Origin of the sequence: Nocardia stercoris (genome assembly GCF_003696265.1) — a bacterium.
Lineage (GTDB): Bacteria > Actinomycetota > Actinomycetes > Mycobacteriales > Mycobacteriaceae > Nocardia > Nocardia stercoris.
The window spans coordinates 112,821-139,690 of sequence record NZ_RFFH01000005.1 but is presented as its reverse complement, the minus strand read 5'-3'; the positions used below and the strand labels follow the sequence as shown (position 1 = coordinate 139,690).

The following is a 26,870-nucleotide window of genomic DNA, read 5'->3' as shown; positions in this document are numbered from 1 at the left end:
TCAGATTCGGGTGAGCTCGTACATCCGGAACACGCGGTTGCGGGCCAGCCGTTGTTCCATGCCGTAGCCGGACCAGTAGTCGGTGACGAACCGCCACATCCGATCTCGGTCCGCCCCGGTCAGCCGACGTACCCGCACCTTGAAAACGTCTCCGCCGACATTGATCTCGGCGTCGGCGACGGCGTTGAGGTTGGCCGACCACGAAGGATGTTCGGGCCGGCCCCAATTGGAGCCGACCAGCACGAAGGTGTCCGGACCGTGCGGCACGTACAGCAGGGAGACCGTCCGCAGCAGGCCGCTGCGCCGCCCCGGAACCGTGAGCTGCAGTGACGGCAGCCCGGCCAGATCGAGCAAACCCCGGCGGCCGCCGGTCAGCCGGCGCACCCACGGCTCGACCGCGGTGATCACGGGCCGCAGGCGCATCGTCAGCGGACGGGCGGCGACGAACCGGCCGAGCCGGGCCAAGGGTTGATGCTCCACGTGCACAACCGTAGCCGACGGCCACTCCGCCTGTACCTCGACCGGCCGATAGCTGTACTGTCGCCACATATTCCAACGATCGGCATGCTGCGACGCCGATCGCGGTAACACTGCCCACGAACGCGACGGCGACTCGGACGGAGACGGCTGAAAGTGGCAGGTACATTCGATTTGTCGCTCTTGTCGGGACCGTTGCCCGGCACCTTGACCCTGCTCGGCGCCGCCGGTGCCGCCTGGTTGCTGATCGGCCCGGCCCGCTGGTACTTCCGCTACGGGCTACCGATCGCGGCGGCCGTCGCGGCCCTGGCCACCGGGGCAGGGTACTGGGTGGTAGAGAAATCCTGGCGGCCGCTGCCCGAACCGCTCGATCCGGCGCTGTACCTGCTGGCCGGGGCGACGCTGCTGGCTCTGTTACTGGTGATCCCGCGGATCGTGGTCGCGCCGAGTGCCGCGGTCGCGGTGACCTCCGTGGTCGCGGCCAGCGCGGTCCTGGTGGCGGCCGGCGCCCGCGCCAATGTCATCTACGGTTCGTATCCGAGCCTGCGGGCGGCACTGGGGTTCACCGACGTCGCGCACGTGGACCTCGATCAGGTTGCGCCGCAACCGAAGACGATCACCGGCCGGCCGCTGCAGTCGGCCTGGCGCGACCCCGGGGGCCTGCCCGGCGGCGGCCGCATCCTCACCACCGCCATCGACCCGTTGATCTCCGGCTTCACGGCCCGGCCGGCCCAGATCTATCTGCCACCAGCGTATTTCGCGAATCCGCGCCCACTGCTGCCGGTCCTGATCCTGCTGGCCGGGGCGCCGGGGGCACCGCAGGACTGGATCGTCAGCGGACGCCTGGTCGAGACGATGGACGAATTCGCCCACGCCCACGAGGGTCTCGCGCCCGTCGTGGTGGTCGCCGACGGAACCGGTTCCCCGCTGGGCGATCCACTCTGCCTGGACTCGAAACTGGGCAACGCCGCGACCTATCTGTCCAGCGACGTGCCCGCCTGGATCCGCGCGCATCTGCAGATCGATCCGTATCCGGCGGCCTGGGCGATCGGCGGCGTGTCCTACGGCGGCACCTGCGCACTGCAGCTGGCCACCAACTATCCGCAGATGTTCCCCACCTTCGTCGACATCTCCGGCCAGGACGAGCCGTCCCTGGGCGACCGGCAGCGCACCGTGAACGCGGCCTTCGGCGGCGACACCGACGCGCTGCTCCGGGTCAATCCGCTGGATCTGTTGCGCACCAGGTCGTTTCCCGGGTCGGCGGGCGCGTTCGCGGTCGGCGCGGACGACGCCTTCCACCGCCCGCAGGTCGAGCGCGTGTATCACGCCGCGCAGCAGGCGGGCCTGGACGTCCGGCTGGCACTGCAACCCGGCGCGCACAGCGCCGCCGTCGCTGCCGCCGCGCTGCACGACGAACTGCCTTGGCTGGCAACCAGACTCGGGCTCACCACCGATTGAGCGAGTTCAGCGCAGCACCCGGTAGTCGGCGGGACGGAAGCGCGCCCGCGCCCGGTACTGCGGGCTGAGCAGCGGCCAGTTGGCGGTGATCCGGCCGGTCGCCGACCGGTACCAGGAGCTGCATCGGGTCCACACACTGTCGGCGAGCCGGCGCTGGATCTCTTCGTCGTAGGTACGTTCCACCTCTTCCTCGACGTCGAGGCAGCCGCCGGTCCGGGCCAGGTGCTCGACATAGTCGGCGAGGTAGCGGGCCTGAGCCTCCAGGAAGTAGATGATCGAACCGCCGCCGGTATTGGTGTTGGGCCCGTACATGAGGACCAGATTCGGGAAGTGCGGCACGGTCAGGCCGTAGTAGGCGTGCGCGCCGTCGCGCCACTCGTCGTGCAGGTCGCGGCCGCCGGCGCCGGTGACCGCGATCGGGGCCAGGAATTCGGTGGCCCGGAACCCGGTCCCCCAGATGATCACGTCGGCCTCGTGCTCGGCGCCGTCGGCGGTGCGCAGGCCGCGCGGGGTGATCTCGGTGATCCGGTCGGTCACCACCGACACGTCGGGCTGGGTGAGGGCCGGAAGATAGTCGTCGGAGAACAGGACGCGCTTGCACCCGACGGCGTAGTCGGGCCGGATCTTGTCGAACAACCCCGGCACGGATTTCGTCTGATTGAGCATGTGCCGTAGCGACACCGCCCGGATCCCCGTGGCCAGCGGCCGCGCGTACACCCACGCCACCGAGAGCCCCTCGACCAGGCCGAACCAGGTGGCCCGCTCGACCAGTTCGGTGATCGGCAGCTTCTCGAACAGCCGGTGGTGCAGCGGGGAGAACTCCCGGTCGGGCCGGGGCAGGATGTAGGGCGCGGTGCGCTGGAACACCGTCGTGTGCCCGGCCAGGCGCCGCACCTCGGGCACGAACTGGACCGCGCTCGCGCCAGTACCGACCACCGCGACCCGCTTGCCGGTGAGGTCGACGTCGTGATCCCACCGCGCCGAGTGAAAAGCGGGCCCCGCGAACGTGTCCCGGCCCGGGATATCCGGCAGCGCCGGTCGCGACAGCTGCCCCACCGCGGGTACCAGCACGTCGAACTCGGCGCGCTCGCCGCCGGCCAGCTCGACCGTCCAGCGCCCGGTGCCGTCGTCGAAGCGCGCGCCCGTGACCTCGGCCCCGAAGCGCACGTGCCGCAACACATCGTGGCGGGCCGCGACGTCGCGGATGTACTGCAGGATCGCGGGCTGCCGCGAGAATCGGTGCGGCCAGCGCGGATTCGGCTCGTAGGAGAAGGAGTAGAACGGGGACGGAACATCGCACGCGGCGCCGGGATAGGTGTTCTCGCGCCAGACTCCCCCGACGTCGCCGGCCTTCTCGAACACCACGATGTCGTCGAATCCGCGCCGTTTCAGCTCGATCACCGCGGCCAGACCACCGAAACCGCAGCCGATGACGGCCACCGAGACCGCTCGCACACCGACAGGAGCCATCGCACCCTCCTACGGTCAGGTGCCGTGCGGCACAGCTACGACGACCGGCTCCGGTTCGTCGTATTCATCCTGACACGACCGCGGCCGCGCCGCCGCGAGGGGCCGGGAGCGATACCGCGAGGCTCAATGCGATACGCGGGGCGGATGCGCCTTGGCCCAGTCGGCCCACTGGCCCAGGGCGGAGGTGAGCCGGATACCGGCCTCGGCCGCGATCCGCAGCGATTCGGTCTGCGGGTCGAGGTCGTCGTCGCGCGACATCACCATCGTGCGATAGCCCTCGGCGAGGGCGTGGTAGTAGGCGGCCTCCCGGTCGAGGTGTTCGATCAGTTCGGCGGGCTCGAGCAGCCAGAAGAAGACCGAGCGCAACAACGGCTCGAGCCGCAGCGTGTGGTCGACTTCGACATCGGCGAGCCAGTGCCGCACCTCTTTGGCGCCGGCGTCGGTGATCCGGTAGTCCTTGCGGCCCCGCGGGCCTTCGCCGTCGATTTCGATCAGGCCGTCGACCTGGAGTTTTCGTAGTTCACCGTAGATCTGCGGATGTCCGGCAGGCCAGACCGAACCGAGCAGTCGATCGAACCGGCGACTGAGATCCCAGCCGCTGGCCGGCTTCTCGGCGAGCAGTCCGAGCAGGGCGTGCCGTAATGACATGAATACCCACCTCCGTCTTGTTCGCGCAGGTAAAGACGTGTGCAAGCTAACATGTCAACTCGGACATTCGGCGGAAACGCGCTCTAATCGGGCTACGACCGGCCGGGTGGTCAGCTGGCTTCGGCGGGCCGGCGCGCGAGCTGGTCGCCGCCCCCGCCGGCCCGCAGCGGGCTGCTGTCGATGAAGCCCGCCGCGACCGCGATGTCGACGGCCAAACCCAGCAGCGCCCGTTCGGCGCCCGCGGTCAGATCGTCCAGATCGGTGTGTGCCGGGCCGCTGTACTCGGCGAGCACCCGGGTCGGGGTGAGCTGTGACAGCGGCATCGGACCGAACCGCCGGTGCAGGGCGGCCAGGTGGTCGGCGATCAGTTCGGCACCGCTCGGGCCCAGGGCGGACGCGGTGTCGGGGCGCTCGATCCAGAAATCCAGAACCTCGCCGACCGTCGGCTCCTGCCCATCCCTGCGCTCGTTTGCCATCGGTTGCCTGTTCTGTGTGCCGCGCGGCGGACGCACCGTCTACTGTCCTGAATTCTTGCAGCCGAGTAGCGAAAATGCAGGGTAGTGCCGGAAACATACCGATCGCATGTTTTGTTCGCGAACTTGCCTGCGGGTAACCCATTCAGGGGCCTCGACAGTACACCGGGCCGCGTGGTGCCACCGGCCTTCCGCCGCGGATAATTGGCGCGTGAAACGTACTCGCGTGGCCCTCGTACTCGGCGGCGGCGGTGCGCGCGGCTTCGCGCACATCGGAGTCATCGGCGAGCTGCTGCGGCGCGACGTCGACATCGTCGGTATCGGCGGCACGTCGATGGGCGCCCTGGTCGGCGGGCTCTACGCGGCGGGCGCACTACCGCAGTTCGAGACCTGGGCCGCCGCACTCACCCAGCGCGACGTACTGCGGCTGATCGATCCGTCGCTCACCGCGCCCGGAGGTATGGTCCGGGCCGAACGGCTGCTCGACTTCGTGCGCGAACTGCTCGGCACGACCCTGGTCGAACAGCTGCCGATCCCGTTCACCGCGGTCGCCACCGACCTGATCACCGGGCGGCCGGTGTGGTTGCAGCACGGCCGGCTAGACGACGCGATCCGCGCCTCGATCGCCATCCCCGGCGTGATCACCCCGCATACGGTCGGCGGGCGCCTGCTGGCCGACGGCGGCATCCTCGACCCGCTGCCGCTGGCGACGGTCAACCATGTCGACGCCGACATCGTGATCGGCGTGGACGTCGGCGCGGATTCCGCCGCCGATCGGGTTCGGTTGCGCGCCAACGCCGAATCGCGACCGGTGGAGGAACTGGTGGATCGGTTGCGGCGCAGCACGAATCAGCTGATGGACACCGAGTTCGTCCGGACCGTGCGGGACCGGTTCCGGCCGGTGGAGTCCGAACAGGCGGTCGAGATCCCCGGTGTGGCAACGCAATCCGAGCTGCGACTGAACCAGATCGAGGTGCTGAACCGCGCGCTGGAACTCATGCAGACCAGCCTCACCCGGCTGCGGATCTCCGCCGACCCGCCGGATCTGCTGATCGAGGTCCCGCGCGGCACCGCCCGCGCCCTCGACTTCCACCGGGCCGCGGAACTCATCGCGGGCGGCCGGGAACGCGCGATCGCCGCGCTGGACAGCTCGGGCTACCCGGACCTGGTCCAGCCGGTCTGATCGCTACAGCACGACGATCCGGTCCTCGACCACGGTGCCGCCCACCGACACCCAGCCGTCGGAACCCCACGTCGTCCGCAGGCGGGAGCCCTGCCCCTGCACCATGTCCAGATCGGCGCTCAGCTCGGCGGTGAGGGCGGCGGCGGCCGCGCCGTTCGCCTCGTCCTCGGCGAGGCCGTACGCCGGTGCGAACATCCGCGCCCGGACCGCACCGCGGGTCTCGTCGTCGAAGGCCCAGATCAGGTGCAGGCCGTCGGCGAAGTCGGCGGTGTCGACAGTGCCGATCTCGTCCGTGCTCCCGAACTGATGCAGGGTGATGTCGCGAACCCAGTCCGGGTGGACCCGCGCCCAGGTCTGCGCGTCCTCCACCGAGACCTCGGCCGGTCCGGCCGGCGAGACCAGCCGGCTCACCGGGGTCACCGGCGACGATCCCACGTTCAGCCACCAGGCCGCGCCGAGCACCGCGGCCGCGCTGAACGACAGGTCCGCCGTGGCGGTGTAGCTGCGCAGCTCGGCGGCCCGCGCGTCCGGATCGCCGACGATGGCGGTCTCGGCGCCGTCGACCCGCGCGGCGAGCGCGTGCGGGTCGATGTGCTCGACATAGCGGCGCCGGACCACGCCGACCGGCTTACCGAACCGGCCCGCCGCGTCGGCGAACACCCGCAGGACCTCGATCTGAGCGCTGTCACTCTCGACGCCGGCCATGACGGCACGATACCGCCGCGACGGTGAAACGCCTGATCCGGCGTGGTATCGATAGAGTGACGGCCGGAGCGATCGGCCGTCGCGCCGCCCCACGCGAAAGGCAGCTGCTTGTGACCCGAGTGACCACGCGCCGCCCGACCCTGCGGATCACCGCCGGCGGCCCCATCCGCCGCCCCGACACCCTCGCGGTGGAGGAACCGCTGGAGATCCGCCTCGACGGCGAGCCGCTGACCGTCACCATGCGTACCCCGGGCGACGATATCGACCTGGTGCACGGATTCCTGTTCAGCGAGAACCTCATCGAGGACGCGCAGGACATCGTGTCGGCCCGCTACTGCGCCGGCACCGGGCCCGACGGGCAGAACACCTACAACCTGCTCGACATCCGGCTGCGCACGGCGGTCCCGGTCCGGCCGCGCGCCTTCGTGACCAGCAGTTCGTGCGGGGTCTGCGGCAAGACCGCGCTCGACGAGGTCACGACCCGCACCCGCCACCCGCTGCGGGCCCCGGCCGCTCCGCTCGTCGACACCGACCTGCTGGCCCGGATGCCCCGCGAATTACGCTCCCGCCAAAAGGTTTTCGACACCACCGGTGGCCTGCACGCGGCCGGGCTGTTCTCCGCGACCGGCGAACTGCTGGCCGTGCGCGAGGACGTCGGCCGCCACAACGCCGTCGACAAGGTGATCGGCTGGGCATTGCAGCACCGGCGGCTACCGGCGCCCGACCTGATCCTGGTCGTGAGCAGCCGCGCCTCCTTCGAGCTGGTACAGAAGGCCGTGATGGCCGGTATCCCGCTGCTGGCGGTGGTGTCGGCACCCAGTTCCCTGGCCGTGGACCTGGCCGGCGAGGCCGGGATGACACTGGTCGGCTTCCTGCGCGGCGACACCATGAACATCTACACCGGCGCCGAACGCATTCGGCTGGCGGGCGCGCCCGACGAGGTGCCCGATTCCGGCTACGAGACGGTGGCGCACCGGTAACCGGTCCCAGGCGGGACCGGAGGTCACAGGGCCAGGCGGACCAGCTCGATCCGGCTGGTCACACCCAGTTTCGGGAAGGCCCGATACAGGTGGTGGCTCACCGTGCGCGGACTGATGAACAGCTGCGCGGCGATGTCACGGTTACTCGAACCCTGGGCCGCGAGCCGTACCACCTGGCGTTCCTGCGCGGTCAGCGAGCCGATGCCGTCGGCCGCGGTCGCCACGGTCGGAGTCGCCTCGCCGGCGGCACGGAGTTCGGCTCGTGCGCGCTCCGCCCACGGCCGGGCACCGGTATGGGTGAACCGGTCCAGCGCGGTGCGCAGGTAGACCCGGGCCTCGGTCGCTCTTCGATTGCGGCGCAACCATTCCGCGTACAGCAGTTCGGTGCGCGCGTATTCGAACGGCCGGCCGGAATCGGTGTGCAGATTCAACGCCGACCGGAAATGGGTTTCCGCCGCATCGTCCTCGGATACCAGTGCGAGACAACGTTGTTCGATCGCGCGGGCCCACGGCAGGTTCACGATCGCGGCCCAGCGGGTGAAGCGGTTCAGTGGCGTGCGGGCCCGATCGGGATCGCCGAACCGGATCGCGGCCTCCACCTGGTCGGGCGCGCTGTAGATGACGTCCATCTGGTGCCGGGCCGGACCGGCGGCGTTCGCCTCCAGCCGGTCCAGCATCGGTTCGTAGCGCCCGAGCCCGAGATCCAGCACGGCCAGTGCCCAGTGCGCCACCGTGGCACCGTTGATCGCGCCGTCCACCGCGAAGGCGGACAGCGCCTGCCCGGCCAGCTCGCGGCACGGTTCCTCGTCGCCGCAGTACGCCAGGGCCAGGGCGCGGGCCGCCCGCAAGTGCGCGACGTAGTAAGCCTGGCCGGTGTCCTCCTCGAGGCGCAGCCCCTCGTCGCACGCGGCGATCGCGTCCTGGAAGTGGTTCTCGAAGGTGTCGGCCAGGGCCCGGATCTGCAGGGTGGCCGGTAGGCCGCCGATCGTGCCCAGCGTCCGCTGCTGGGCCACCACCGCCACCGCGATCTCCCGGGCCGCCGCGAATTCGCCGTTCACCAGGGCGATTCCGGCGCCGTTGATCCGGTTCGGCAGCGGGGTCCGCGGATTGCGGGCCGCGTCGACCATGGCCCGGATGACCGGCTGCGCGAGATCGTGCCGCCCGTCGGCCAGCTGTTCCAGCGCCAGCCCGCCGCGGGCTCGGTTGCGCAGCTCGTCGTTCGGCCACGGTCCGGCGCGCAGCAGATCCGCGGACCGGCGCAGTAGCTCGAGGTCGCCGACGAACCAGGCCAGCCGGATCGAATCGACGAGGATCGCCAGGTTCAGTTCGGGGTCGAGCGTGGCGATCCGGCCGGACGCGGCGATCAGGATGCCGTGCGCCTGCCGCAGCGCGCTGTTGCCGGCGGCGACCTGCGCCCGTAGCCGGGCCAGGACCGCACCGGCCGCCGGGTCGTCGGTCAGCCGTTCCGCCTTGTCGATCAATGTGCCGGCGCGCGAACGTAATCCGGCCTGCAGGGCGGCGTCGGCCGCGGCGGTCCAGCGGGCGGCCCGCCGCGCCGGGTCCCGGGACAGCGTCCCGGCCCGTTCCAGGGCCGCGGCCGCGGCGGCGAAGCCGTGCCGGGCGCGGGCCCGTTCGGCGGTGTCCTCCAGCTCCGCGGCGATGGTCTCGTCCGGTCCGGGTGCGGCCTCGGCGCGGTGCCAGGCTCGGCGGTCGGCATCGTCCGCGGCGTCCAGGACGGCGGCCAAGGCACCGTGGGCCGTGCGGCGCGCACCGGAGGTTTCCCCGTGGTAGGCGGCGGCCCGGACCAGCGGATGCCGGAAGGTGAGGACCGGACCGGTGACCGTGACCAGATCGCTGCGCTCGATCTCGTCCAGCGCTGTGTCGTCGAGATCGAGGTACGCGCCGGCCCGTTCGGTGACGGCCAGATCGCCGGTCCCCTCCGCGGCCGCGATCACCAGCAGCCGCCGCGCGTCCGCGGACAGCCCGGCGATCCGACGGCCGTAGGCGTCCTGGATCCGGCGGGGCAGCGGCAGCGTGCCGAGCGCGGTGCTACCGGCAAGCGAGCCCGGAAGTTCTTGCAGCGCCAGCGGATTGCCGCCGGATTCGGCGAGCACCCGGCCGCGTTCGTGCCGGGTGAGCGCGGGCGCACTGCTGTCCAGCAGCTGGGCCGCGGCCTCGGGAGCCAGCCCGCCCACCGGATGCGTGGCGAGCCCGGCGGGCAGCGGGAACTCGTCGCGCTGGGCGAAGACCAGGACCACGCCCTCGGCGTCGAGTCGCCGGGCGGCGAACAGCAGCGCGTCCAGCGACGCCTGGTCCAGCCAGTGCGCGTCGTCGACCAGGCACAGCAGCGGACCGTCGGCGGCGTACTCGGCGAGCAGCGACAGTACGGCCAGCCCGGTGAGAAAACGGTCCTGCCCGGCCGCGGTACCGCAACCGAAGGCGGACCGCAGCGCTTCGGCCTGCGGTCCGGGCAGGCGGTCGATCAGGCCGGCGGCCGGGCGCAGCAGCCAGTGCAGGGCCGCGAACGCCAGCTCGGCCTCGGATTCGATTCCGGTGCACCGCAATACGGTTACCCCGGCGGCGTCGGCGGCGAATCCGTCCAGCAGCGCCGACTTCCCCACCCCCGGCGGGCCGTGCAATACCAGTGCGGCACTACGGCCCCGGCGGGCCCGGGTCAGCAGTTCCGCGAAGGTCTGCCGTTCCCGCTCCCGGCCGTAGAGCACCGCACCACCAGTCATCCACCCACACTTGCCGATCCGTTGCGGGCGCGCGCCGCAACCTCCGAATCACACACACCCGTGCCGAACACGGCAGAGCATAGTACCGGCCGCCGCCGGCTCCCACCCGTGGCGAGCCGAGGGCGGGCACCGACCGACCGGTGCCCGCCCTCGTCCGCGTGTGCGGCCCGAAGCTAGCTGTTGCAGTCGACCGTTTCACCCGGGAACTGCAGGGCCAGGTTGACGGTGCCGAGATCGGCGACGTTCAGCGGAATCGGGCCCACCGTGACGCCGGAGGCCGGCACCGGGATGACGATCCGCCGCACGCACGGCCCGGAGTGGTTGACCTTGGTCAGCAGCACGACCTGCGGCTGAGGCGAGGCGAACTTCACCACCTCGGTTATCGCCGAGAGATTGCCGCGGGGATCGATCGAGCCGGCACCCACGGACACCATCGCCGCATCGGCCTCCGCCAGCTGCATTCTGGTTTCCGGCTCGGTGGTCGGAACCCCGTTGTTCGTGATCACGCCCCTCACATTGATCGAGTACTGACCACCCAACCCCGGCAGCGCCGCCGCCGGCGTGACCGCGACCGCGGCCGGCCACAGCAGCAGCGCGGCCGATGCGACCAGCGCCACCCGTACCGTGCCTCGTCGCGAGCGAATCCTGCGGTGTCCGGTGGGAGTTGATCGATTCATGACGACTCCAATCCATGTTGTATCGGAGCTCGGGTCGTCCCGACACGTGACGGATCGCGCCGTATCGTGGAGAGTGCTCGCCCGCGCTCTCGATCGTCCATTGATGCTGGGCCGCCGCCGAATCTATCGAACTCGGACGAAAACGTGCAGGTACCACACCGCGAACCCGACTTTTCGCGCCGAGATTCGCGATGTGGGACGGGCCGTCCCGCTCCGGCCTTCGCCCTACCCGAGCCGACATGGCGGGCCGAGAGGCGAAACGGCCGCGCGCACTCCCGTTCATTGCGCTGCAACATGTTCCAGTTAGGGTGGCCGCGTGTTGCTTCGCCGTTCCCCGGCTCTGCCCGGGCCGGCGCGGGATCCCCGCGCCGACAAATATCCGATGCCGACCGTTCCCGAGGGCTGGTACGCCCTGCTCCGCAGCGCCCAGCTGAAACCCGGCAAGATCGTGAATCTGCACTACTTCGGCCGGGCGTTGATCGCGTACCGGGGCGCCGACGGCCGGGCCACCGTGCGCGACGCGCACTGTCCGCACTACGGTGCCCACCTCGGGGTCGGCGGCCGGATGGTGGACGGCCAGGTGGAGTGCCCGTTCCACGGCTGGCGCTTCGACGGTGACGGCGCGTGCGTCTCGGCGCCGTTCGCCGCGCGACCGCCCCGAGTCCGGCTGGGCGGCTTCCCGATCCGCGAGCACAGCGGCCTGATCTTCGTCTATTCCGGTGCGGGAGAACCGGAATGGGAGGTACCCGAGATCCCGGAGGCCACCGGCGCGGGCTATGCCCGGCCGATCGACGACGCCTTGCGGGCGCGTATCCACATCCAGGAGATGCGCGAGAACATCGTCGATGAGTCACACTTCCACTACATCCACGGCCAGAGCGAACCCCCGGTCCAGGATCTGCTGCCCGACGGCCCGTTCGCCGAGATCCACAGCCGCTTCCGCAAATCCGTACTCGGCTACGAGCTCGACAACAGCTTCGACGTCACCATGTACGGACCCGGCGTCATGGTCGTGCGCACCACCGGCGCGCTGATCACCATGACCGCGATCGCCCTCACCAACCCGGTCGACGACACCACCAGCGAACTGCGCATGCTCTATTTCGTGCGGCGCCCGGCCGGAATCCCTTTCGCCGCACCGGTTCTCAAGCTGGCATTCCGTCTGGTCGCCTTCGGCGAGGTGCGCGAGGAGCTCGCGATCTGGGACCACAAGATCCACCGCGACCGCCCGGTACTGCTGCCGCACGAGAAGGGCATCAAGGCACTGCGCCGCTGGTACGCCCAGTTCTATCCGCCGCAGGCGCCTGCGGCGGAGACGGTACACACACCGAATCGCGAACTAGATCCGCAACCAATCAGCTAATGATTGCGTCCCGGTCCACGTTCCAGGGCCGACGCGAACCCGGACCGAGCGCCCCAGCCATCGCAGATAACAGTTCAGGCACGTATTCGAGCGGACATCGCACAACCGCTCAGCTCCCGCGAGCCACGGTCGCAACCCGCCTCCCGCACGGCGTAGTCTCAGCCGAGTCGACCCGAACCGGCATACAGCTACACAGCCGCAATCAGGAACGGAGCTGACCCGATGGCACTGGACTACGCCGATCGCACCGACTTCGAGAACGCCGATCGCGGCTTCATCGCGACACTCACGCCGATGACCATCGAGAACGCGAACGGTGACATCGTCTTCGATACCTCCGGGTACGCGTTCCTCGACGGCGATTGCCCGGACACGGTGAACCCGAGCCTGTTCCGCCAAGCCCAGCTGAACGTGAAGAACGGCCTCTACAAAGTCGTCGAAGGCATCTACCAGATCCGGGGCTTCGACATCTCCAACATGACCATCGTCGAAGGCGACTCCGGGGTCATCGTCATCGATCCGCTCATCTCCGCCGAGTGCGCCGCCGCCGGCCTGGCACTGTATCGCGAGCATCGCGGTGACCGGCCGGTCACCGGGGTCATCTACACCCACTCGCACGCCGACCATTTCGGCGGCGTCGAGGGGGTGCTGCCCGACGGTCGCGGCGACGTACCCGTCCTGGCGCCGGCCGGATTCATGGCTGAGGCGGTGGCGGAGAACGTGTACGCGGGCACCGCGATGTCGCGCCGGGCGAGCTTCATGTACGCGATCCGGCTGAGCCCCGGCCCGGAGGGCCAGATGAGCACCGGGCTGGGTATCCAGGCCTCGACCGGCTCGTTCGGGCTGATCCCGCCGACGATCGACATCACCGAAACGGGTCAGCGGGAGACCGTCGACGGCGTCGAGATCGTGTTCCAGATGACACCGGGTACCGAGGCGCCGGCGGAGATGAACTTCTACTTCCCGCGCTTCCGCGCGCTGTGCATGGCCGAGAACGCGACCCACAACCTGCACAATCTGCTGACCTTGCGCGGCGCGCTGGTCCGCGACGCGCGAGTCTGGTCGCACTACATCGACGAGGCGATCGACATGTTCGCCGCCGACTCCGATGTCGCGTTCGCCTCCCATCACTGGCCCACCTGGACCGAGGAGAACATCGTCGCGTTCCTGTCCGAACAGCGTGACCTGTACATGTACCTGCACGATCAGACACTGCGCATGCTCAACCAGGGGTTGACCGGCGTGGAGATCGCCGAGCAGATCGAACTGCCGCCCGGGCTGGCCGACGCCTGGTCCGCGCGCGGTTACTACGGCTCGGTGTCGCACAACGTGAAAGCGATCTACCAGCGCTACCTGGGCTGGTTCGACGGCCACCCCAGTTCGCTGTGGCAGCACCCGCCGGAAGCGGCCGCGAAGCGCTACGTCGACGCGTTCGGCGGGGTCGAGGTGGTGGTCGGCAAGGCAGCGGAATTCGCCGCCACCGGTGATCTGCGGTTCGCGGCAGAGCTGCTCAAACACGCGGTGTTCGCCGACCCCGGCAATCGCACGGCCAAGTACGCGCTGGCCGATGTGTACACCCGGCTCGGGTTCGGTGCCGAGAACGCGACCTGGCGTGGCTTCTATCTGACCGGCGCCAAGGAACTTCGGGACGGGGTGCTGCAGACCCCGCTGAATCTGGGTGGCGGCATGGCAGCCGCGCTGTCCGTCGAACAACTCTTCGACACCGTGGCCATCCGGATCAACGGCCCGCGTGCCGCCGCGGACTCGTTCGTCATCGACTTCCGGTTCACCGAGCCGAAGACGACGATGCGCCTGACATTGTCGAACGGTGTCCTCATCCGCACCGTCGATCCGCGTCGCAAAGCCGTTCCCGACCTGACGTTGACGCTCACCAAGACTCAACTCATCGGCCTGCTCACGGGTCAGGGCCTCGACGGTATCGAGCACACCGGCGACCCGGGTGTACTGCAGCGCCTGATCGGCCTGCTCGATCAGCCCGACCCCAACTTCGCGATCGTCACACCCTGACGCCCAGTGGGCGCGAATTCGACACCGTAGCAACGGATTCGGCGGCTCGAACCCGAGCCGCAACGGCGGCCGGGCTCAGTCCCGGCCGTGCTGCGCGGCGTAGCGCAGGAACGGCCCGAGCGTCTCGTCGCGGAGGTTCGGGCCGCTCACGGTGACGTTCGCGTCGCTGGAGGCGATCACATCGGCGCAGCTCAGCGAGAAGCGCGGATGGCCGCCGATCACGGCCGCGAAGTCCGCTTCCGCGGCGCCGTAGACGACGTGGGTGATGCCCGCCCACACCACCGCCGCACTGCACATCGGGCACGGCTCTCCGCTGGCGTAGATGGTGGCCCCGGCCAGATCGTCGGCCCGGCCGGCCTCGATCGCGGCGGTGATGGCGGTCAGCTCGGCGTGCTCGGTCACCATGCCGGTCGCGGCGACCCGGTTCTGCCCCTCGGCGACCACCTCGCCCCCGGGCGCGACGATCACGGCCCCGAACGGGCGATTTCCGGCGGCTCCGGCCTCCTCGGCCAGTTCGATCGCCCGCCGCAGCAGATCGTCGTTGTTCATCGCTCACCCTTCGTCGACTTCGGACACCGGCAACCGATTCTCGGCTCCCGGCCTGAGCGCACAATCATCGCCTCCCACCGGCGGAATTTGCCCGCTCGCCACCGACATTGTGTGTTGGATCGGTCCGGGGCCGCCGCGAACCGCCGGACTCGCTCGACCGACCCCCGGATACGACGAATCCCGGTGCGCCTCTGCGGCACACCGGGATTCGCGGTTGTCGAACCACCCGTGGGGTGACGGCGCGGTGCCCGTCTCAGTGGGTGTGGGCGGGCGCGGAGCCCGAGAGGCTGGCCGAGCCGCTGGCCAGGCTGCTGATGCCCTGACCGATGCTCACCAGGGCGTTGACCATGTTCAGAACGGCGGAACCGGTGCTGATGATGTCCATGCGATATCTCCAAAAGCAGCTGTGCTCAACTTGCAACCGAAACGGTATGAGCAAACTTCTGGCGACACAATCATTGGGCGAAATATGGGAGTTAGATCACGCCGATCAGGGCCGGTCAAGATGATTTGGCTACCTAGCCGCTACCTGATGGCAACCCTACTGGCCCGGCGGCGGCGCGGCGACCGCCGGGCCCACGGTCATCGCGAGCAGCGTCAAGGCGTCGTGCGCGGCGCTGCCCGGCGGGGCCTGATAGAGCAGCACCCGGTGACCGTCGGCGTGTGTCACCACCTCGTTGGCGAGGGTGATCGCGCCGATCACCGGATGCCGGAACGCCGTCTCGCCGCCCCGCTTCACCCAGATCTCGTGCTGCCGCCACATCGCCGCGAATTCCGGTGCCGCAGCACATAATTCGTCGGCCAACGCCGCGACGCCGACGGGGTCGGCCGGCTCGACCGCATGCAGATGCGCGACACTGTTGCGCGCCACCCGATCCCACTCCGGAAACACCTCCCGCGCCGCCGGATGACAGAACGCGTACCGAATCATGTTCCGCCGCAGCGGTGGCCAGTCCGCCAGCCCGCAGAACAACGCCAGCCCTTCGGGATTCGCCGCCAGCACATCGTTGACCTGATTCAACACGAACGCCGGGCCCGGCCGCACCGCCTCCAGCAACAGCATCAGCCCCGCCGGCGGCGGCTCCCGCCGCGCCGCGCGCCGCCGCGGCGCCCGCCCCGCCGCCCGATCCGCCAACGCCAGCAGATGCTCGTATTCGTCGTCCCCCAGCCGCAACGCCCGCGCCAGCGCATCCAGCACCGCGGCGCTGGGCGCGGTCTCCCGCCCCTGCTCGATCCGCGTGTAGTAGTCGACACTCACCCCCGCCAGCGCTGCCAACTCTTCGCGCCGCAACCCCGGCGTCCGCCGCAACCCGGGCCCGGCCGGCAAGCCCACATCGGCGGGCCCGATCGCGCCGCGCCGGATCTTGAGGTAGTCGGCCATGGTGTGCACAGTCCGAGTCTGCCAGCACCGCCTGGCACCGGCGGCGCCGAGCGAGGCCGGGAAAGCCCCCTTACTCGGTTCTCTCCTCGAGTTTTCGTGACTCGGGTCACGATCGCGCGGAACTCGAGATACTCAGATACAGCTCTTGTATCTCCGTATCACTGCAGGGGCTGTCACCACGAGTTACGAGGACGTGAGTCGATGAACAACCTGAACAGACGTGACGCATTGAAGGCCGGTGGGGTCCTGGCGGGGATCGGGGCGCTGTCCCTGTCGCTGTTCTCCGCCCCGCCCCGCGCGCAGGCCTGGAGCTGGCCGGCGAGCGGGTCGATCGCCGGCAGCGGCAACGGCGTCGACCCGATGACCGTGTGGGATCCGGCTGCCGACCAGGTGATGGCCGCCGTGCTCGACAGCGGGCAGGTGCCGGCGATCAACGCGAAGCTGGCGAACTGGACCACCAACAATCAGCCGACGCCGACCGGACTGCCCGCGGAGCTGACCGCCTTCATCGAGCAGGCGCGGCAGCTCCCGTCCTGGACCGATCAGTCGAAACTGGCTGCGGCAGACGACTTCAACGCCAAGCAAGGGCCGTTCATCGGGGTCGGGTACGGGTTCGCGAGCGGCATGCTGGCGACGGCCATCCCGCACGAGTCGCGCGCGGTGTACTACTCCAAGGGCGGTGCGAACATGGAGGACCGCATCGCCAAGACCGCGAAGCTCGGCTACGACCTGATGGCGCAGCAGCCGTTCGGGCCCAACGGCCACATGATCGTGACCTGCGTCAAGACGCGCATGGTGCACGCGGCGGTGCGGCATCTCCTGCCCACCTCGGCGCCCTGGCTCGCGGTGGCGACCGAGTCGCCGAAGATCCCGATCAGCCAGAACGACATCCTGGTCACCTGGCACAGCCTGCCCACGACGATCATGAGCAAGCTGAAGGCCTGGAAGGTCCCCATGACCGCCGCCCAGTCCGCCGGGTTCCTGCACGCGTGGCAGGTGACCGCGCACCTGCTCGGCGTGCAGGACCAGTACATTCCCGCGACCTGGGACAGCGCGAACGCGCAGTCCCAACAGGTGCTGACCCCGGCCCTCGGGCCCTCCAAGGAGGGGACCGCGATCGCGGACCAACTCCTCACGCTCGGGCCGGTACTCGCCGCCACCAGCTTCATCACCAAGCCGATGCTCGGCTCGTTCACCAAGTTCGTGCTCGGCTCGCAGGTCGCCAACTGGATCGGATTCCAGACCGACCCGTTCTGGGACGGTGCGTTCGCGACGTTCTGGGAACCGTTCGTCGGGCTCTACGAACTCGGCGAGATCGTCCCCGGGGTCAATGCCATCTTCTTCACCCTGACCGAATTCATCAAGGCCGCGGCACTGCTGTACCTGAACAACGGCGACCTCGTGCTCGACATCCCGGTCCCGACCACCAACAACCCGTCGATCACCGGCACACCGACCGCGACCGCCACCACGACGCCCTATCCGGCAGCAGCGGTGAAAACCACACCGCTCGTGACGAATACGCCCACAACAACAGGTAATCCGCCCCCGACGACCACTCCGCACAGCTAGCGCCGCCGACGGCCGGTCGGGGCCGGACGCTTCCCTCGTCCTCGCCACGACCGGCCACATCCCGAGATCGACAGCATGCCGGACATCGCGGCAAATCGGCCCGCACACGGCGGACGGACCGCAATTTCGCTGGACGGCAATATCATTCGATCGACGGCGGCGCCCGGAATCCGCCGAACCGACTCGGCTACCCGACCCTTCGCACCCGAAATGAGGCGAATCACGTTGCCCGCATCGGTGATCCACGACGCACGCTTCACTCCGCTCGATGCGGCCGGCACGGTGTCGCAGTGGAACGGCCGGACCTGGTGCGGACGTAGCGATCCCGCAGCCGGGACATGCGATCGGGTGGGTGTCCCCGTACGCTCGATGCGCGGCGGAACGGCAGGATCCCGCCCGTCCCGGAAGGTGTACCGATGTCGAAACGTCTCGTGCTCGTGGCGGCGGCGGTGACACTGTGGTGGATGACGGCGGCGACCGCGGTGGCAGCTGCCCCGGGATACCGGCCGGTGGCTACCCGGCGGCGCCACAGCCACTTTCATTTCCACCCGGGTTTCTGGCACTACGGTTACGGCCACGGTGTGAGCGGACTGGCGCTGGGCTTGTTGTGCCCGCTCGTGGTCGTGGTGACGGTGGTCGTGCTCGTCGTGCGAGCAATTCGCCGCCGGCGCTGACGATCCGAGACCCGATTCGCCGGGCGCGCTCGGTTCCGGCGAGGTGTGCCGCGGGAACAGCTCACCCGGCCGGCGGATCCCGGTGGACGGACAGATAGTCGGTCAGCTCGTCCGCCGCGGCCCGGCCGGCGCGGTTCGCGCCGATGGTGCTGGCCGACGGCCCGTAGCCGATCAGGTGGATGCGTGGGTCGGCGGCGACCTGGGTCGCCAGGCGGCCGGTCATGGTGATGCCACCGCCGGGTCCGCGCAGGCGCAGTGGGGCGAGATGGTCCAGTGCGCTGCGGAAACCGGTGGCCCACAACAGGACCTGCGCCGCCTGGAATCGGCCGTCGGACCAGCGCACCCCGTCGGGCTCGATCCGGGCGAACATCGGATTCCACTGCAGCGCACCACGTTCCCGTGCGGCTCGAACCCGGTCGTCCACCGGCAGCCCGGTCACCGACACTACCGATCGGGGCGGCAGCCCGCGCCGCACCCGGTCCTCGACCAGCGCGACCGCGCGGCGGCCCTCGTCGACGGTGAAAGGTCCTTCCCGCCACCGTGGTTCGGTCCGTGACACCCACGTCGTGGTCGTGATCTGGGAGATCTCGTCGAGCAGCTGCACCGCCGACACACCGGCACCGACGACGACCACATGCTTGCCCGCGAACTCCGCCGCGGTCCGGTAGTCGTGCACGTGTAACTGCCGGCCGGCGAACGTCTCCGCGCCCGGATAGTACGGAACGAACGGCTTGTCCCAGGTCCCGGTCGCATTGATCACGCCCCGAACCCGCACCGTCGCGTCCTCGAGCTCGGCGTGCAGCAACCCGTCGACCGCACCGGCCGGGCAAGTCGCCGCGGTCGCCCGATCACACACCGCCCGCACGGTCGCCGGCCGCCGAACCCGCAGCTCGAACCGCTTCTCGTACAACTCGTAATAGTGCGGCACCGCCGTAGCCGCAGGCGCGGCCTCCGACCCGGCCGGCAGCGTCTCCGCGAACGACATCCCCGGGAGATCATGAACCCGATTCACCGTACTCAACGTCAACGACTGCCACCGGAACTGCCACGCCCCACCCGCCGCCGCCGAGTGATCGACCACCAGAAATTCCCGCTCCGGCCGCAACCCCAACCGCCGCAGGTGATATGCGGCCGACAACCCGGCCTGCCCGGCACCGATCACCAGGATGTCGAAGTCCGCGTCACTCACCGGGGTCACGCTACCCCCGAACCCCACCACCCAGTTCCAGGCATCCGACCCCACGGCTCCCCCGCCCCGAAATGCCTCCCCGCTGACCGTGCACGCCGGTGCTGCGTCCGGGCACGCAGCCACCGAGTCCCCTTCGTCACACCGCTTCCCGGTGGATTCACACCATAATCAATTGTGTGAGTGTGGATTTGGCCGCAATCGGGGTTGCCACCGTCAGCGTCACCGGCACGCTCGGCGCGGCGGTCGTGACCCAGTTCGCCGTACTGCGCGGAAAGCGGATCGAGGGCGAGAACCAGCGGCTCGAGCACGACGACGAGCGCCGCGACGCAGCTCGCCGGGCCGCCGCGGACACCATGCGCTCCACCTACGCCGATCTGAACTCGGCGACCCGCGCCTACCGCACCGCCATTCGCGATCAGCTGGCGGGCTTCACCGACGAACCGGACGTCGAACGAGTGGAGCTCGCCCGCAAGGCATTCCACGACCTGTACGCCGCCGCCCAGATGATCATGTCCGAGCATGCATTGGAGGTCGCCGGCGAGGTCAACCTGTGCCTGGGTCTCGGCTACGGGGCCTGGCGCAACGCCCGCATTCCCGAACCCGAGCTGGATGCGTGGTTCGCCGGCCCGGGCTCGGAGGCGGCATGGCTGCTTCGCCACGCGCTACGAGTCGACCTGGGTGTCATCGAGCCCGACCCGAAGACCGCCGACCGCCTACGCACTCTCCGCGCGCAACGCATCGACCTGTTCGGGGACGACCCGGACAACCCGCGTCGCGGCTGACACACACCACCGGAGCGGCAAATGTCCCCGGATTGCCACCATCTCTCCCATTTGAGTGGCATTCGGTATGCATTTCGCCATGGCGAGGGACATTTCCCGGGCCCATAGCACGATTGCGAGCATGACAACCGACGCTGTACCGACTGGCGCGGTGATCATGTACTGCCCCAGCGCAAACCGGTCCTCAGCGCACCGCGCGGAGCGGTTGTCGACCGGCCAGTCGGTCCAGGGCGGCCGCGGTCGCGTCGTCGGCCGGCAGCAGGACGAGGATGTACTGGTCGTCGTCGGCGGACAGGTCCAGGCGCTCGTAGGCCAGGCGTAGTGCTCCGGCGTCCGGATGTTCCATGCGCACAACACCGTTCGAGTCGGGCAGGCCCGGCACGCTCTCCAGCCGCCGGGTGAACTCCACGCCACCGACGACGATCAGCTCGTCCACCAGAGCGGAGACCAGCGGGTCCGAGCGGAACGGGCCGCATTTCACCGTGGCAACGGCCTTGTCCGCCTTGCGTTCCCAGTCCGGGTAGGTGGCGCGGGCGCGCGGATCGGCGAACAACCATCGGGTGTAGTTGGCCGGCAACCCACCGTCGAGCTGACCGGTCGGCTCGGTCAGCCGGCGATACCCGTCGGTGCAGGCGAGTGCCTCCCCGAGCCGGTTGAACACGGCGGCGGCGGTCGGTTCCATCCCCTGCAGGATCTGCGACACCGCCGGCCGCACAACCCGATTCGGCTGCCAGCCGCCGAGACAGTTGAAGCTCGGATCGGCACTCTTGGCCAGGCGATACAGGTGCACCCGCTGACTCGGAGTCATCCGCAACGCGTCCGCGAGCGCACCCACCACCGCCGGCGACGGATTCCGATCCCGGCCCTGCTCCAACCGGATCAGATACTCGACACTCACCCCAGCCAGGGTGGCGAGTTCGGCACGGCGCAGCCCCGGTGTGCGCCGCCGCGTCCCGGCGGGCAGCCCGACATCCGCCGGCGTCACCGCCTCACGCGTCACCCGCAGGAACAGACCGAGCTCGTTGTCACCCATGGGTCGACGGTAACCGGACACAGCGGGCGGAGGGTATTCCCTGTCGCTACCACCCTCACGGGCCGACCGGATGTGCGGCCTCGCCGCCGAAGTCAGGCGCGGGCGGGTACGCCGAGGTCGGCGAGCAGGCCGCGCACACGCTGTTCGATCTCGTCCCGGATCGGCCGGACCGCTTCGATGCCCCGGCCGGCCGGGTCGTCGAGTTTCCAGTCCAGGTACTGCTTGCCCGGCACGTACGGGCAGGCGTCGCCGCAGCCCATGGTGATGACGACGTCGGAGGTTTGCACCGCGTCGACGGTGAGGATCTTCGGATGCTCGGCGGACAGGTCGATGCCGACCTCGCTCATCGCCCGCACCGCGGTCGGATTCACCCGGTCGGCCGGTGCGGACCCCGCGGAACGGACTTCGACGGCGTCGCCGGCGAGGTGGGTCAGGTAGGCGGCGGCCATCTGGGAGCGGCCGGCGTTGTGGACGCAGACGAACAGCACGCTGGGCTTGGCAGATGTCATCGGTGGGCGGAGTCTTTCGGGTGGTCCGGGTGGGAGATGTTCTCGGCCGGGGTCGGGGCCGGGTAGAGCACGCCGACGACGGCGAGTCCGAGTGCGGCGCCGACGATTTGGGCCGCGATGTAGCCGGGCACCGAGGCCGGGGCGATGCCGGCGAAGGTGTCGGAGAAGATGCGGCCGATCGTCACGGCGGGGTTGGCGAACGAGGTGGAACTGGTGAACCAGTAGGCGGCACCGATGTAGGCGGCGACCGCCGCCGCCGCCGACCGGGCGGCGCGACCGGTGCGGGCGAGGGCGAAGATGACGGCGATCAGCCCCGCGGTGGCGACGATTTCGCCGACCAGATGCCCGCCGGTGACCCGGTGGTGGGTCGAGATCTGCCAGGCGGGCAGGTCGAACATGACGTTCGCGAGCACCGCCCCGGCCACACCGCCACCTATCTGCGCAGCGAGATAGCCGGGTAGTTCGGCACCGGTCAACCCGGATCGCTGACACCGTCCGGCCCACCAATCCGCCACGGACACAACAGGATTGAAATGCGCACCCGACACCGGCCCCAGGACCAGGATCAGCACGCCCAGCCCGAACACGGTGGCGGTCGAGTTCTCCAGCAGTTGCAGCCCGACCTCGCCCGGCGACAGCTGCTGCGCCATGATCCCGGACCCGACCACCACGCACACCAGCAGCGCGGTCCCGAGGAACTCGGCGAGCAGCTTGCGCGTCACCGACCGGCCGCCTCAGGCAGCGTGATGTCCAGCAGCGCCGACAACTGCCGCAGCGCACCCGGTTCGACCCGGTAGTACACCCACGACCCGCGCCGCTCGCTCGACAGCAGACCGGCCTCCCGCAGCACCTTCAAGTGGTGGGAGATGGTCGGCTGCGACACATCGAATCCGGCCGACACGTCACATACGCAGGCCTCCTGCCCGGCATGACTGGCCACCACCGACAACAGTCGCAGTCGCACCGGATCCGACAGCGCCTTGAACACTGCCGCCAGATCGGTGGCGGCTCGCGGGGTCAGCGGTTCCCGAGCCAGCGGCGTGACCTCGCACGCGGGCGAGGTCACCTCCGTCAAGGGCAGCTCTCGATTCGACACGCATCGATATTGACCGATGTCGAATCAGGGAGCAAACGAACACCCGGTGAACCGCGCGCGGTCAGCCGCAGCAGGACCCCCCGGATGCCACCGCGGTCTCCTTGGCCGCGCTGCCGCAGCACGCCCCCTCGGCCGCGGCCTCCTGCGCGGTGCCGCAGCACACCCCGATCGCCTCCTCGTCGGACGGCAGCCGGCCGGATGCGGTGACCACGGTGCCGAACGTGTCGCTGTCGGCGAGCACGGTGTAGACCTCCCAGCGTTCGGCGTCGGGTGCGCTGACCCACACCTTGTCCTGGGTGGCGAAGCAACAGGTGGTCGCGATCTGTTCCTCGGTGAACATTCCCGCCTCCGAAAGCCGGGCGATCTCGGCGTGCACCTGCTCACTCGACTCGACCTCGACGCCGAGGTGGTTGAGACTGCCGCCGTGGCCGGGATTCTCGATCAACACCAGCTTCAACGGCGGTTCGGTGATGGCGAAGTTGGCATAGCCGGGCTTGCGCTTGGCCGGTTCGGCGCGGAACAGGGTCGAGTAGAACCGCACCGCCCGGTCGATGTTGTCGACATTGAGTGCCAGCTGGACGCGGGACATGACCGTACCTCCATTTGTTTGACATATATCGAAGAACTGACAGCCCCGAGTCTGCCGCACCTTTTCGACATATGTCAACACATTCGGTAGCATCGATGCCATGCCCAAGGCGCTGCCCGTGATCGACATGTCCGCCCCCGTCTGCTGCACCCCGGTCGCGGCGGCGCCGATCGACGAGGACACCGCGTTGCACGTGGCGCTGCGCCTCAAAGCGATCGCCGACCCCGCCCGCGTCCGCCTGCTGTCCCTTCTGCTGACCAGCCCCGCCGGCGAGGAGAACGGCGGCGACCTGGCCGCCGCCGTCGGACTCGGTGAATCGACCGTCAGCCACCACCTCACCCAGTTGCGGACCGCCGGCCTGATCGAGTCCGAACGCCGCGGCATGAACACCTACCACCGCGCCCGCCGCGACGCCCTGGCCGCGCTGTGCGTGGTCCTGGACCCCAACTGCTGCCGCTGACGAACCGGCTCGAGGGTGTCCCTCGTACTACCACCCTTACGGCGGGCTCCCTGCGCTGCGCCGAATTCGCGAAAGTCGTTCGTGCACGGCGGCACCGAGCCGCCGGGAGCGCGAAGGAGAGTCCGATGTCGAGTACTGGTATCCGTCTGGCCGTGGTCGTCGCGAGTGTGCGGGAGGGCCGGTTCGGGCCGGTGGTCGCGAACTGGTTCAGCGAGATCGCCCGGGGCGACGAGCGGTTCGAGGTCGATCTGATCGACCTGGCGGATTATCCGCTGCCGCATGAACTTCCGGCGGTGCCGCTGATGATGGAACCGGATCCGGCCCGCCCGGAGGGAACCGCCGAGCTGACCCGCCGGCTCGAGGCGGCCGACGCGATGGTGATCGTGACCCCGGACATCAACCGCAGCTACCCCGCCTCGATCAAGACCGCGATCGACTGGCACCTGCGGGAGTGGCGGCACAAGGCGATCGGGTTCGTGGGCTACAGCGGCGCCAGCGGCGGGCTGCTCGCCATCGAGCACCTGCGGCAGGTGTTCAACGAACTCGACGCCCACACGGTGCGCAGTTACGTCACCTTCCCGCGCTACTACCTGCTGTTCGACGAGAACGGCCGGCTGCGGGAACCCGAGGGCCCGGCGGACGCGGCGGCCGCGGTGCTCGACGAGCTGCACTGGTGGGGCACGGCGCTGATCAACCACCGGATGTCGGTGTCCGCGGCCTGATTTCACCGTCCGGCGGTGCCGAGGCAGGGTGGCCGTGTCGCACCCAGGAACAACGCGGCCTTCCTGCACACCCGCGAAAAGCCGACGCTGAGTGCATGACCGACACACTCATCATCGGCGGCTCCTCCGGCATGGGCCTCGCCCTCGCGCAGCTGCTCGTGGCCGACGGACAGCACGTCACCCTGGCCGGGCGTTCGGCGGACCGGCTCGACGCCGCGCGCCGCCTGCTCGCGACCGGACCCGGAACCGTGACCGTCCGGCAGGCCGACATCACCCGCGAATCCGATATCGCCGCGCTGTTCGAGCACGGCCCGATCGAACACGTCGCGGTGACCGCCGCCGACGCGACCGGCGTCTACGGCCCGGTCACCACCGTGCCCAGCGAGACGGCGCGCGGGATGCTGGCGGCGAAGGTCCTGGGCGCCTGGCTGATCGGCAAGTACGGCGCCGGGACGGTGACCGGGTCGATCACATTCACCTCGGGGTTCAACTCCTACCGGCCCAACGGGTCGAACACCATTGTCGCCGCGGCGAATTCGGCACTGGACGGCCTCGCGCGGGGGCTCGCGATCGAACTGGCGCCGGTGCGGGTGAACGTGGTCTCCCCCGGCTGGGTGGACACCCCGATCTGGGACGGGCTCCCCATGGACAAGGAGGCCGCGTTCGCCGAACTCGCCGCGCGCCTGCCGGTCCGCCGCGTCGGCCGGCCCGACGACATCGCGGACGCGTTCCTGGCCTGCATGCGCAACACGTTCATGACAGGCAGCGTGCTGCACGTCGACGGCGGTCACCGGTTCGTGTAGCGGAGCCGGTTTCACCGGGCGCCGAGCCGGTCCTCGATCGCCTTCACCGCCACGCCGGCGCCGTCCTCGGTGGCGATCCGGGCCGCCAGCCGAGCGGCGTTGGCGCGGTAGGAGTTCTCCGTGGTCAGGGTCCGCAACGCACCGAGCAGGCCGTCCGCCGAGAGCTTCCGCAGCGGGATCGTCGCCGGGCTCACCCCGAGCGCGCGCATGCGGCGCGCCCAGAAACCCTGGTCCGCTTGGCCGGGAACCGCCGCGAACGGCAGGCCCGCGCGCAGGCTCGCGGATGTCGTACCGGCGCCGGCGTGGTGGACGGCGGCGGCGAGCCGCGGGAAGAGCCAGTCGTAGGGCACGCTGCCGAGGGTCAGGACGTCGTCACCGGCGACGTCGAGTTGCAGCCAGCCCGCCTGCACCAGCGCCCGGCCGCCGAACCGGCGCAGCGTCTCGTTCACGATCGCCGAGAGTTCGTCCTGCCGCCCCCGGCCCTCGGTGGTGCTGCCGAATCCGACGAACACCGGCGGCGGTCCGGCCGCGAGGAAGTCCACCAGGTCGGCCGGTGGCTCCCAGTCGTCGGGCTGCGGCGGCCACCAGTACCCGGTGACCTCGAGCCCGGGCCGCCAGTCCGCCGGGCGCGGCGACACGCTCGGCGAATACCCGTGCAGCACCGGCCATTCCGCGGCCGTACGGCGGCGGCGCAGTTCGCGGGCGGACACCTTCGGCAGGCCCAGGTCCCGCCGGAAGCCGGCGACGGTCTCGCGATAGAGCGCGTCGAAGAACCAGGTCCCGAATTCGGCCGCGAACCGGTTGCCCGGGCGCCCGAAGTCGTTGTCGCCGAACAGTGCCGGCGGATGCTGCCGGGTCGCCGACAGCGGGAACGGCCGCAGGCCGATGGCCGGGATCCCCTTCGCCTCCGCCAACTGCAGACCGGCGTACTCGGTGATCGGGCTCAACAGCAGGGCGTCCATGGGCTCGTCGACCAGAGCCTCCAGCAGGCCGTTGCCCAGAAAGCGTTGCCCCACCGGCCACGTGAGCTTTTCCGGCGGCACCAGATCGGGATGTTCGCCCAGGTCGACGGCGAACGGGTCGGACAGGTCGACCTCGACATCGGCTCCCATCAGCCGGAATTCGAGCCCGGACTCGGTGACCAGTCCCCGGAACAGGCAGTGCGCGGCCACCACCACCTCGTGTCCCGCCTCGCGCAGCCGCAGTCCCACGTCCAACAGCGGCGCCACATCGCCGCGGGTGCCCATGGCCGCGATGACGAGCCTGCTCACCCGATCACCCCGGCCGGACCGTGCGAACGAACATCGTTGT

The 26,870-nt window shown here is 69.8% G+C and carries 28 protein-coding genes; 11 read left to right on the top strand and 17 right to left on the bottom strand.

The window, feature by feature from the left end:
* Window positions 1-480 (bottom strand): nitroreductase family deazaflavin-dependent oxidoreductase, encoded by a 480-nt coding sequence (locus EBN03_RS14275; RefSeq protein ID WP_122188730.1) that lies wholly within the window; start codon window positions 478-480, stop codon window positions 1-3.
* A 171-nt stretch (window positions 481-651) separates the two neighbouring features.
* Here EBN03_RS14275 and EBN03_RS14270 point away from each other — a divergent pair, with 171 nt between their 5' ends.
* Complete coding sequence (locus tag EBN03_RS14270) at window positions 652-1,935, top strand: alpha/beta hydrolase (RefSeq protein WP_233608381.1); 1,284 nt, start codon at window positions 652-654, stop codon at window positions 1,933-1,935.
* Between the two features lie 6 nt (window positions 1,936-1,941).
* Here EBN03_RS14270 and EBN03_RS14265 read toward each other — a convergent pair whose 3' ends face one another.
* The 3 genes from EBN03_RS14265 to EBN03_RS14255 all read right to left on the bottom strand — a co-directional run bounded on the left by EBN03_RS14265 (window position 1,942) and on the right by EBN03_RS14255 (window position 4,529).
* Entirely contained in the window at window positions 1,942-3,405 is a 1,464-nt protein-coding gene (locus EBN03_RS14265; protein WP_122188511.1) for a flavin-containing monooxygenase, read from the bottom strand.
* A gap of 123 nt (window positions 3,406-3,528) precedes the next feature.
* Window positions 3,529-4,053: a PadR family transcriptional regulator gene (locus EBN03_RS14260; RefSeq protein ID WP_122188510.1), complete on the bottom strand. Its 525-nt coding sequence runs from the start codon at window positions 4,051-4,053 to the stop codon at window positions 3,529-3,531.
* A gap of 110 nt (window positions 4,054-4,163) precedes the next feature.
* Window positions 4,164-4,529 (bottom strand): hypothetical protein, encoded by a 366-nt coding sequence (locus EBN03_RS14255; protein ID WP_122188509.1) that lies wholly within the window; start codon window positions 4,527-4,529, stop codon window positions 4,164-4,166.
* A gap of 208 nt (window positions 4,530-4,737) precedes the next feature.
* Between EBN03_RS14255 and EBN03_RS14250 the strand changes: the two genes are divergently transcribed.
* A complete protein-coding gene (locus EBN03_RS14250; RefSeq protein ID WP_233608380.1) occupies window positions 4,738-5,709 on the top strand; it encodes a patatin-like phospholipase family protein in 972 nt (323 codons plus the stop codon).
* 3 nt (window positions 5,710-5,712) lie between these two features.
* On the opposite strand, the gene EBN03_RS14245 is transcribed toward EBN03_RS14250, so the two are convergent.
* Window positions 5,713-6,414, bottom strand: coding sequence for a PhzF family phenazine biosynthesis protein (locus EBN03_RS14245; protein ID WP_122188507.1), 702 nt, complete (start codon window positions 6,412-6,414; stop codon window positions 5,713-5,715).
* 110 nt (window positions 6,415-6,524) lie between these two features.
* Between EBN03_RS14245 and fdhD the strand changes: the two genes are divergently transcribed.
* A complete protein-coding gene (gene fdhD, locus EBN03_RS14240; protein ID WP_122188506.1) occupies window positions 6,525-7,394 on the top strand; it encodes a formate dehydrogenase accessory sulfurtransferase FdhD in 870 nt (289 codons plus the stop codon).
* Between the two features lie 23 nt (window positions 7,395-7,417).
* On the opposite strand, the gene EBN03_RS14235 is transcribed toward fdhD, so the two are convergent.
* Together EBN03_RS14235 and EBN03_RS14230 are read right to left on the bottom strand one after the other, a co-directional pair.
* Window positions 7,418-10,132 (bottom strand): helix-turn-helix transcriptional regulator, encoded by a 2,715-nt coding sequence (locus EBN03_RS14235; RefSeq protein WP_199742769.1) that lies wholly within the window; start codon window positions 10,130-10,132, stop codon window positions 7,418-7,420.
* Between the two features lie 173 nt (window positions 10,133-10,305).
* Complete coding sequence (locus EBN03_RS14230; protein WP_147471583.1) at window positions 10,306-10,809, bottom strand: hypothetical protein; 504 nt, start codon at window positions 10,807-10,809, stop codon at window positions 10,306-10,308.
* Window positions 10,810-11,191: 382 nt separating this feature from the next.
* On the opposite strand from EBN03_RS14230, the gene EBN03_RS14225 reads away from it, so the two are divergent.
* Window positions 11,192-12,172: a Rieske 2Fe-2S domain-containing protein gene (locus EBN03_RS14225; protein WP_122188504.1), complete on the top strand. Its 981-nt coding sequence runs from the start codon at window positions 11,192-11,194 to the stop codon at window positions 12,170-12,172.
* Window positions 12,173-12,394: 222 nt separating this feature from the next.
* Complete coding sequence (locus EBN03_RS14220) at window positions 12,395-14,200, top strand: alkyl/aryl-sulfatase (RefSeq protein ID WP_122188503.1); 1,806 nt, start codon at window positions 12,395-12,397, stop codon at window positions 14,198-14,200.
* Between the two features lie 75 nt (window positions 14,201-14,275).
* On the opposite strand, the gene EBN03_RS14215 is transcribed toward EBN03_RS14220, so the two are convergent.
* The 3 genes from EBN03_RS14215 to EBN03_RS14210 form a co-directional block, all read right to left on the bottom strand.
* Window positions 14,276-14,749, bottom strand: a complete 474-nt coding sequence (locus EBN03_RS14215) for a nucleoside deaminase (RefSeq protein WP_122188502.1) — start codon at window positions 14,747-14,749, stop codon at window positions 14,276-14,278.
* A gap of 253 nt (window positions 14,750-15,002) precedes the next feature.
* Window positions 15,003-15,134 (bottom strand): hypothetical protein, encoded by a 132-nt coding sequence (locus EBN03_RS35535; protein ID WP_267899289.1) that lies wholly within the window; start codon window positions 15,132-15,134, stop codon window positions 15,003-15,005.
* A 156-nt stretch (window positions 15,135-15,290) separates the two neighbouring features.
* Window positions 15,291-16,130, bottom strand: coding sequence for a helix-turn-helix domain-containing protein (locus tag EBN03_RS14210; RefSeq protein WP_122188501.1), 840 nt, complete (start codon window positions 16,128-16,130; stop codon window positions 15,291-15,293).
* Between the two features lie 201 nt (window positions 16,131-16,331).
* On the opposite strand from EBN03_RS14210, the gene EBN03_RS14205 reads away from it, so the two are divergent.
* Window positions 16,332-17,702, top strand: coding sequence for an oxygenase MpaB family protein (locus EBN03_RS14205; protein ID WP_122188500.1), 1,371 nt, complete (start codon window positions 16,332-16,334; stop codon window positions 17,700-17,702).
* Between the two features lie 416 nt (window positions 17,703-18,118).
* On the top strand, window positions 18,119-18,376 hold the full coding sequence (locus EBN03_RS14200) for a hypothetical protein (RefSeq protein WP_147471582.1): 258 nt from the start codon (window positions 18,119-18,121) through the stop codon (window positions 18,374-18,376).
* Between the two features lie 61 nt (window positions 18,377-18,437).
* On the opposite strand, the gene EBN03_RS14195 is transcribed toward EBN03_RS14200, so the two are convergent.
* Complete coding sequence (locus EBN03_RS14195; RefSeq protein WP_122188498.1) at window positions 18,438-19,574, bottom strand: NAD(P)-binding domain-containing protein; 1,137 nt, start codon at window positions 19,572-19,574, stop codon at window positions 18,438-18,440.
* A gap of 167 nt (window positions 19,575-19,741) precedes the next feature.
* On the opposite strand from EBN03_RS14195, the gene EBN03_RS14190 reads away from it, so the two are divergent.
* Window positions 19,742-20,347: a hypothetical protein gene (locus EBN03_RS14190; protein WP_147471581.1), complete on the top strand. Its 606-nt coding sequence runs from the start codon at window positions 19,742-19,744 to the stop codon at window positions 20,345-20,347.
* A gap of 184 nt (window positions 20,348-20,531) precedes the next feature.
* On the opposite strand, the gene EBN03_RS14185 is transcribed toward EBN03_RS14190, so the two are convergent.
* The 5 genes from EBN03_RS14185 to EBN03_RS14165 all read right to left on the bottom strand — a co-directional run bounded on the left by EBN03_RS14185 (window position 20,532) and on the right by EBN03_RS14165 (window position 23,574).
* Window positions 20,532-21,380 carry a helix-turn-helix domain-containing protein gene (locus EBN03_RS14185; protein ID WP_122188496.1) on the bottom strand — a complete coding sequence of 283 codons (849 nt, stop codon included), beginning with the start codon at window positions 21,378-21,380 and terminating at the stop codon, window positions 20,532-20,534.
* A 92-nt stretch (window positions 21,381-21,472) separates the two neighbouring features.
* Window positions 21,473-21,889, bottom strand: coding sequence for an arsenate reductase ArsC (locus EBN03_RS14180; RefSeq protein ID WP_122188495.1), 417 nt, complete (start codon window positions 21,887-21,889; stop codon window positions 21,473-21,475).
* A complete protein-coding gene (locus EBN03_RS14175; RefSeq protein ID WP_122188494.1) occupies window positions 21,886-22,611 on the bottom strand; it encodes an aquaporin in 726 nt (241 codons plus the stop codon). The genes EBN03_RS14180 and EBN03_RS14175 overlap by 4 nt, the downstream gene beginning before the upstream one ends.
* The gene (locus tag EBN03_RS14170) at window positions 22,608-22,985 is read right to left on the bottom strand and encodes an ArsR/SmtB family transcription factor (protein ID WP_122188493.1); all 378 of its coding nucleotides are present in this window, start codon (window positions 22,983-22,985) and stop codon (window positions 22,608-22,610) included. The genes EBN03_RS14175 and EBN03_RS14170 overlap by 4 nt, the downstream gene beginning before the upstream one ends.
* 61 nt (window positions 22,986-23,046) lie before the next feature.
* Window positions 23,047-23,574, bottom strand: a complete 528-nt coding sequence (locus EBN03_RS14165) for an ArsI/CadI family heavy metal resistance metalloenzyme (protein ID WP_122188492.1) — start codon at window positions 23,572-23,574, stop codon at window positions 23,047-23,049.
* A 100-nt stretch (window positions 23,575-23,674) separates the two neighbouring features.
* On the opposite strand from EBN03_RS14165, the gene EBN03_RS14160 reads away from it, so the two are divergent.
* From EBN03_RS14160 to EBN03_RS14150, 3 genes are all read left to right on the top strand, one after another.
* A complete protein-coding gene (locus EBN03_RS14160) occupies window positions 23,675-24,034 on the top strand; it encodes an Rv2640c family ArsR-like transcriptional regulator (protein ID WP_122188491.1) in 360 nt (119 codons plus the stop codon).
* Window positions 24,035-24,159: 125 nt separating this feature from the next.
* Window positions 24,160-24,756 (top strand): NADPH-dependent FMN reductase, encoded by a 597-nt coding sequence (locus EBN03_RS14155; RefSeq protein ID WP_122188490.1) that lies wholly within the window; start codon window positions 24,160-24,162, stop codon window positions 24,754-24,756.
* 95 nt (window positions 24,757-24,851) lie between these two features.
* On the top strand, window positions 24,852-25,559 hold the full coding sequence (locus tag EBN03_RS14150) for an SDR family oxidoreductase (protein ID WP_122188489.1): 708 nt from the start codon (window positions 24,852-24,854) through the stop codon (window positions 25,557-25,559).
* Window positions 25,560-25,570: 11 nt separating this feature from the next.
* On the opposite strand, the gene EBN03_RS14145 is transcribed toward EBN03_RS14150, so the two are convergent.
* Window positions 25,571-26,830 (bottom strand): glycosyltransferase, encoded by a 1,260-nt coding sequence (locus EBN03_RS14145; protein ID WP_233608379.1) that lies wholly within the window; start codon window positions 26,828-26,830, stop codon window positions 25,571-25,573.
* Window positions 26,831-26,870: the final 40 nt, after the last annotated feature.

Bases quoted from the DNA above. Each gene is read 5' to 3' on its own strand.
- EBN03_RS14205 (WP_122188500.1), top strand. From the start codon at position 16,332: ATGAACAACCTGAACAGACGTGACGCATTGAAGGCCGGTGGGGTCCTG.
- EBN03_RS14230 (WP_147471583.1), bottom strand. From the start codon at position 10,809: ATGAATCGATCAACTCCCACCGGACACCGCAGGATTCGCTCGCGACGA.
- EBN03_RS14255 (WP_122188509.1), bottom strand. From the start codon at position 4,529: ATGGCAAACGAGCGCAGGGATGGGCAGGAGCCGACGGTCGGCGAGGTT.
- EBN03_RS14200 (WP_147471582.1), top strand. From the start codon at position 18,119: ATGTCGAAACGTCTCGTGCTCGTGGCGGCGGCGGTGACACTGTGGTGG.
- EBN03_RS14160 (WP_122188491.1), top strand. From the start codon at position 23,675: ATGCCCAAGGCGCTGCCCGTGATCGACATGTCCGCCCCCGTCTGCTGC.
- EBN03_RS14165 (WP_122188492.1), bottom strand. From the start codon at position 23,574: ATGTCCCGCGTCCAGCTGGCACTCAATGTCGACAACATCGACCGGGCG.
- EBN03_RS14155 (WP_122188490.1), top strand. From the start codon at position 24,160: ATGTCGAGTACTGGTATCCGTCTGGCCGTGGTCGTCGCGAGTGTGCGG.
- EBN03_RS14210 (WP_122188501.1), bottom strand. From the start codon at position 16,130: ATGGCCGACTACCTCAAGATCCGGCGCGGCGCGATCGGGCCCGCCGAT.
- EBN03_RS14235 (WP_199742769.1), bottom strand. From the start codon at position 10,132: ATGACTGGTGGTGCGGTGCTCTACGGCCGGGAGCGGGAACGGCAGACC.
- EBN03_RS14245 (WP_122188507.1), bottom strand. From the start codon at position 6,414: ATGGCCGGCGTCGAGAGTGACAGCGCTCAGATCGAGGTCCTGCGGGTG.
- EBN03_RS14260 (WP_122188510.1), bottom strand. From the start codon at position 4,053: ATGTCATTACGGCACGCCCTGCTCGGACTGCTCGCCGAGAAGCCGGCC.
- EBN03_RS14180 (WP_122188495.1), bottom strand. From the start codon at position 21,889: ATGACATCTGCCAAGCCCAGCGTGCTGTTCGTCTGCGTCCACAACGCC.
- EBN03_RS14215 (WP_122188502.1), bottom strand. From the start codon at position 14,749: ATGAACAACGACGATCTGCTGCGGCGGGCGATCGAACTGGCCGAGGAG.
- EBN03_RS14150 (WP_122188489.1), top strand. From the start codon at position 24,852: ATGACCGACACACTCATCATCGGCGGCTCCTCCGGCATGGGCCTCGCC.
- EBN03_RS35535 (WP_267899289.1), bottom strand. From the start codon at position 15,134: ATGGACATCATCAGCACCGGTTCCGCCGTTCTGAACATGGTCAACGCC.
- EBN03_RS14265 (WP_122188511.1), bottom strand. From the start codon at position 3,405: ATGGCTCCTGTCGGTGTGCGAGCGGTCTCGGTGGCCGTCATCGGCTGC.
- EBN03_RS14225 (WP_122188504.1), top strand. From the start codon at position 11,192: ATGCCGACCGTTCCCGAGGGCTGGTACGCCCTGCTCCGCAGCGCCCAG.
- EBN03_RS14220 (WP_122188503.1), top strand. From the start codon at position 12,395: ATGGCACTGGACTACGCCGATCGCACCGACTTCGAGAACGCCGATCGC.
- EBN03_RS14185 (WP_122188496.1), bottom strand. From the start codon at position 21,380: ATGGGTGACAACGAGCTCGGTCTGTTCCTGCGGGTGACGCGTGAGGCG.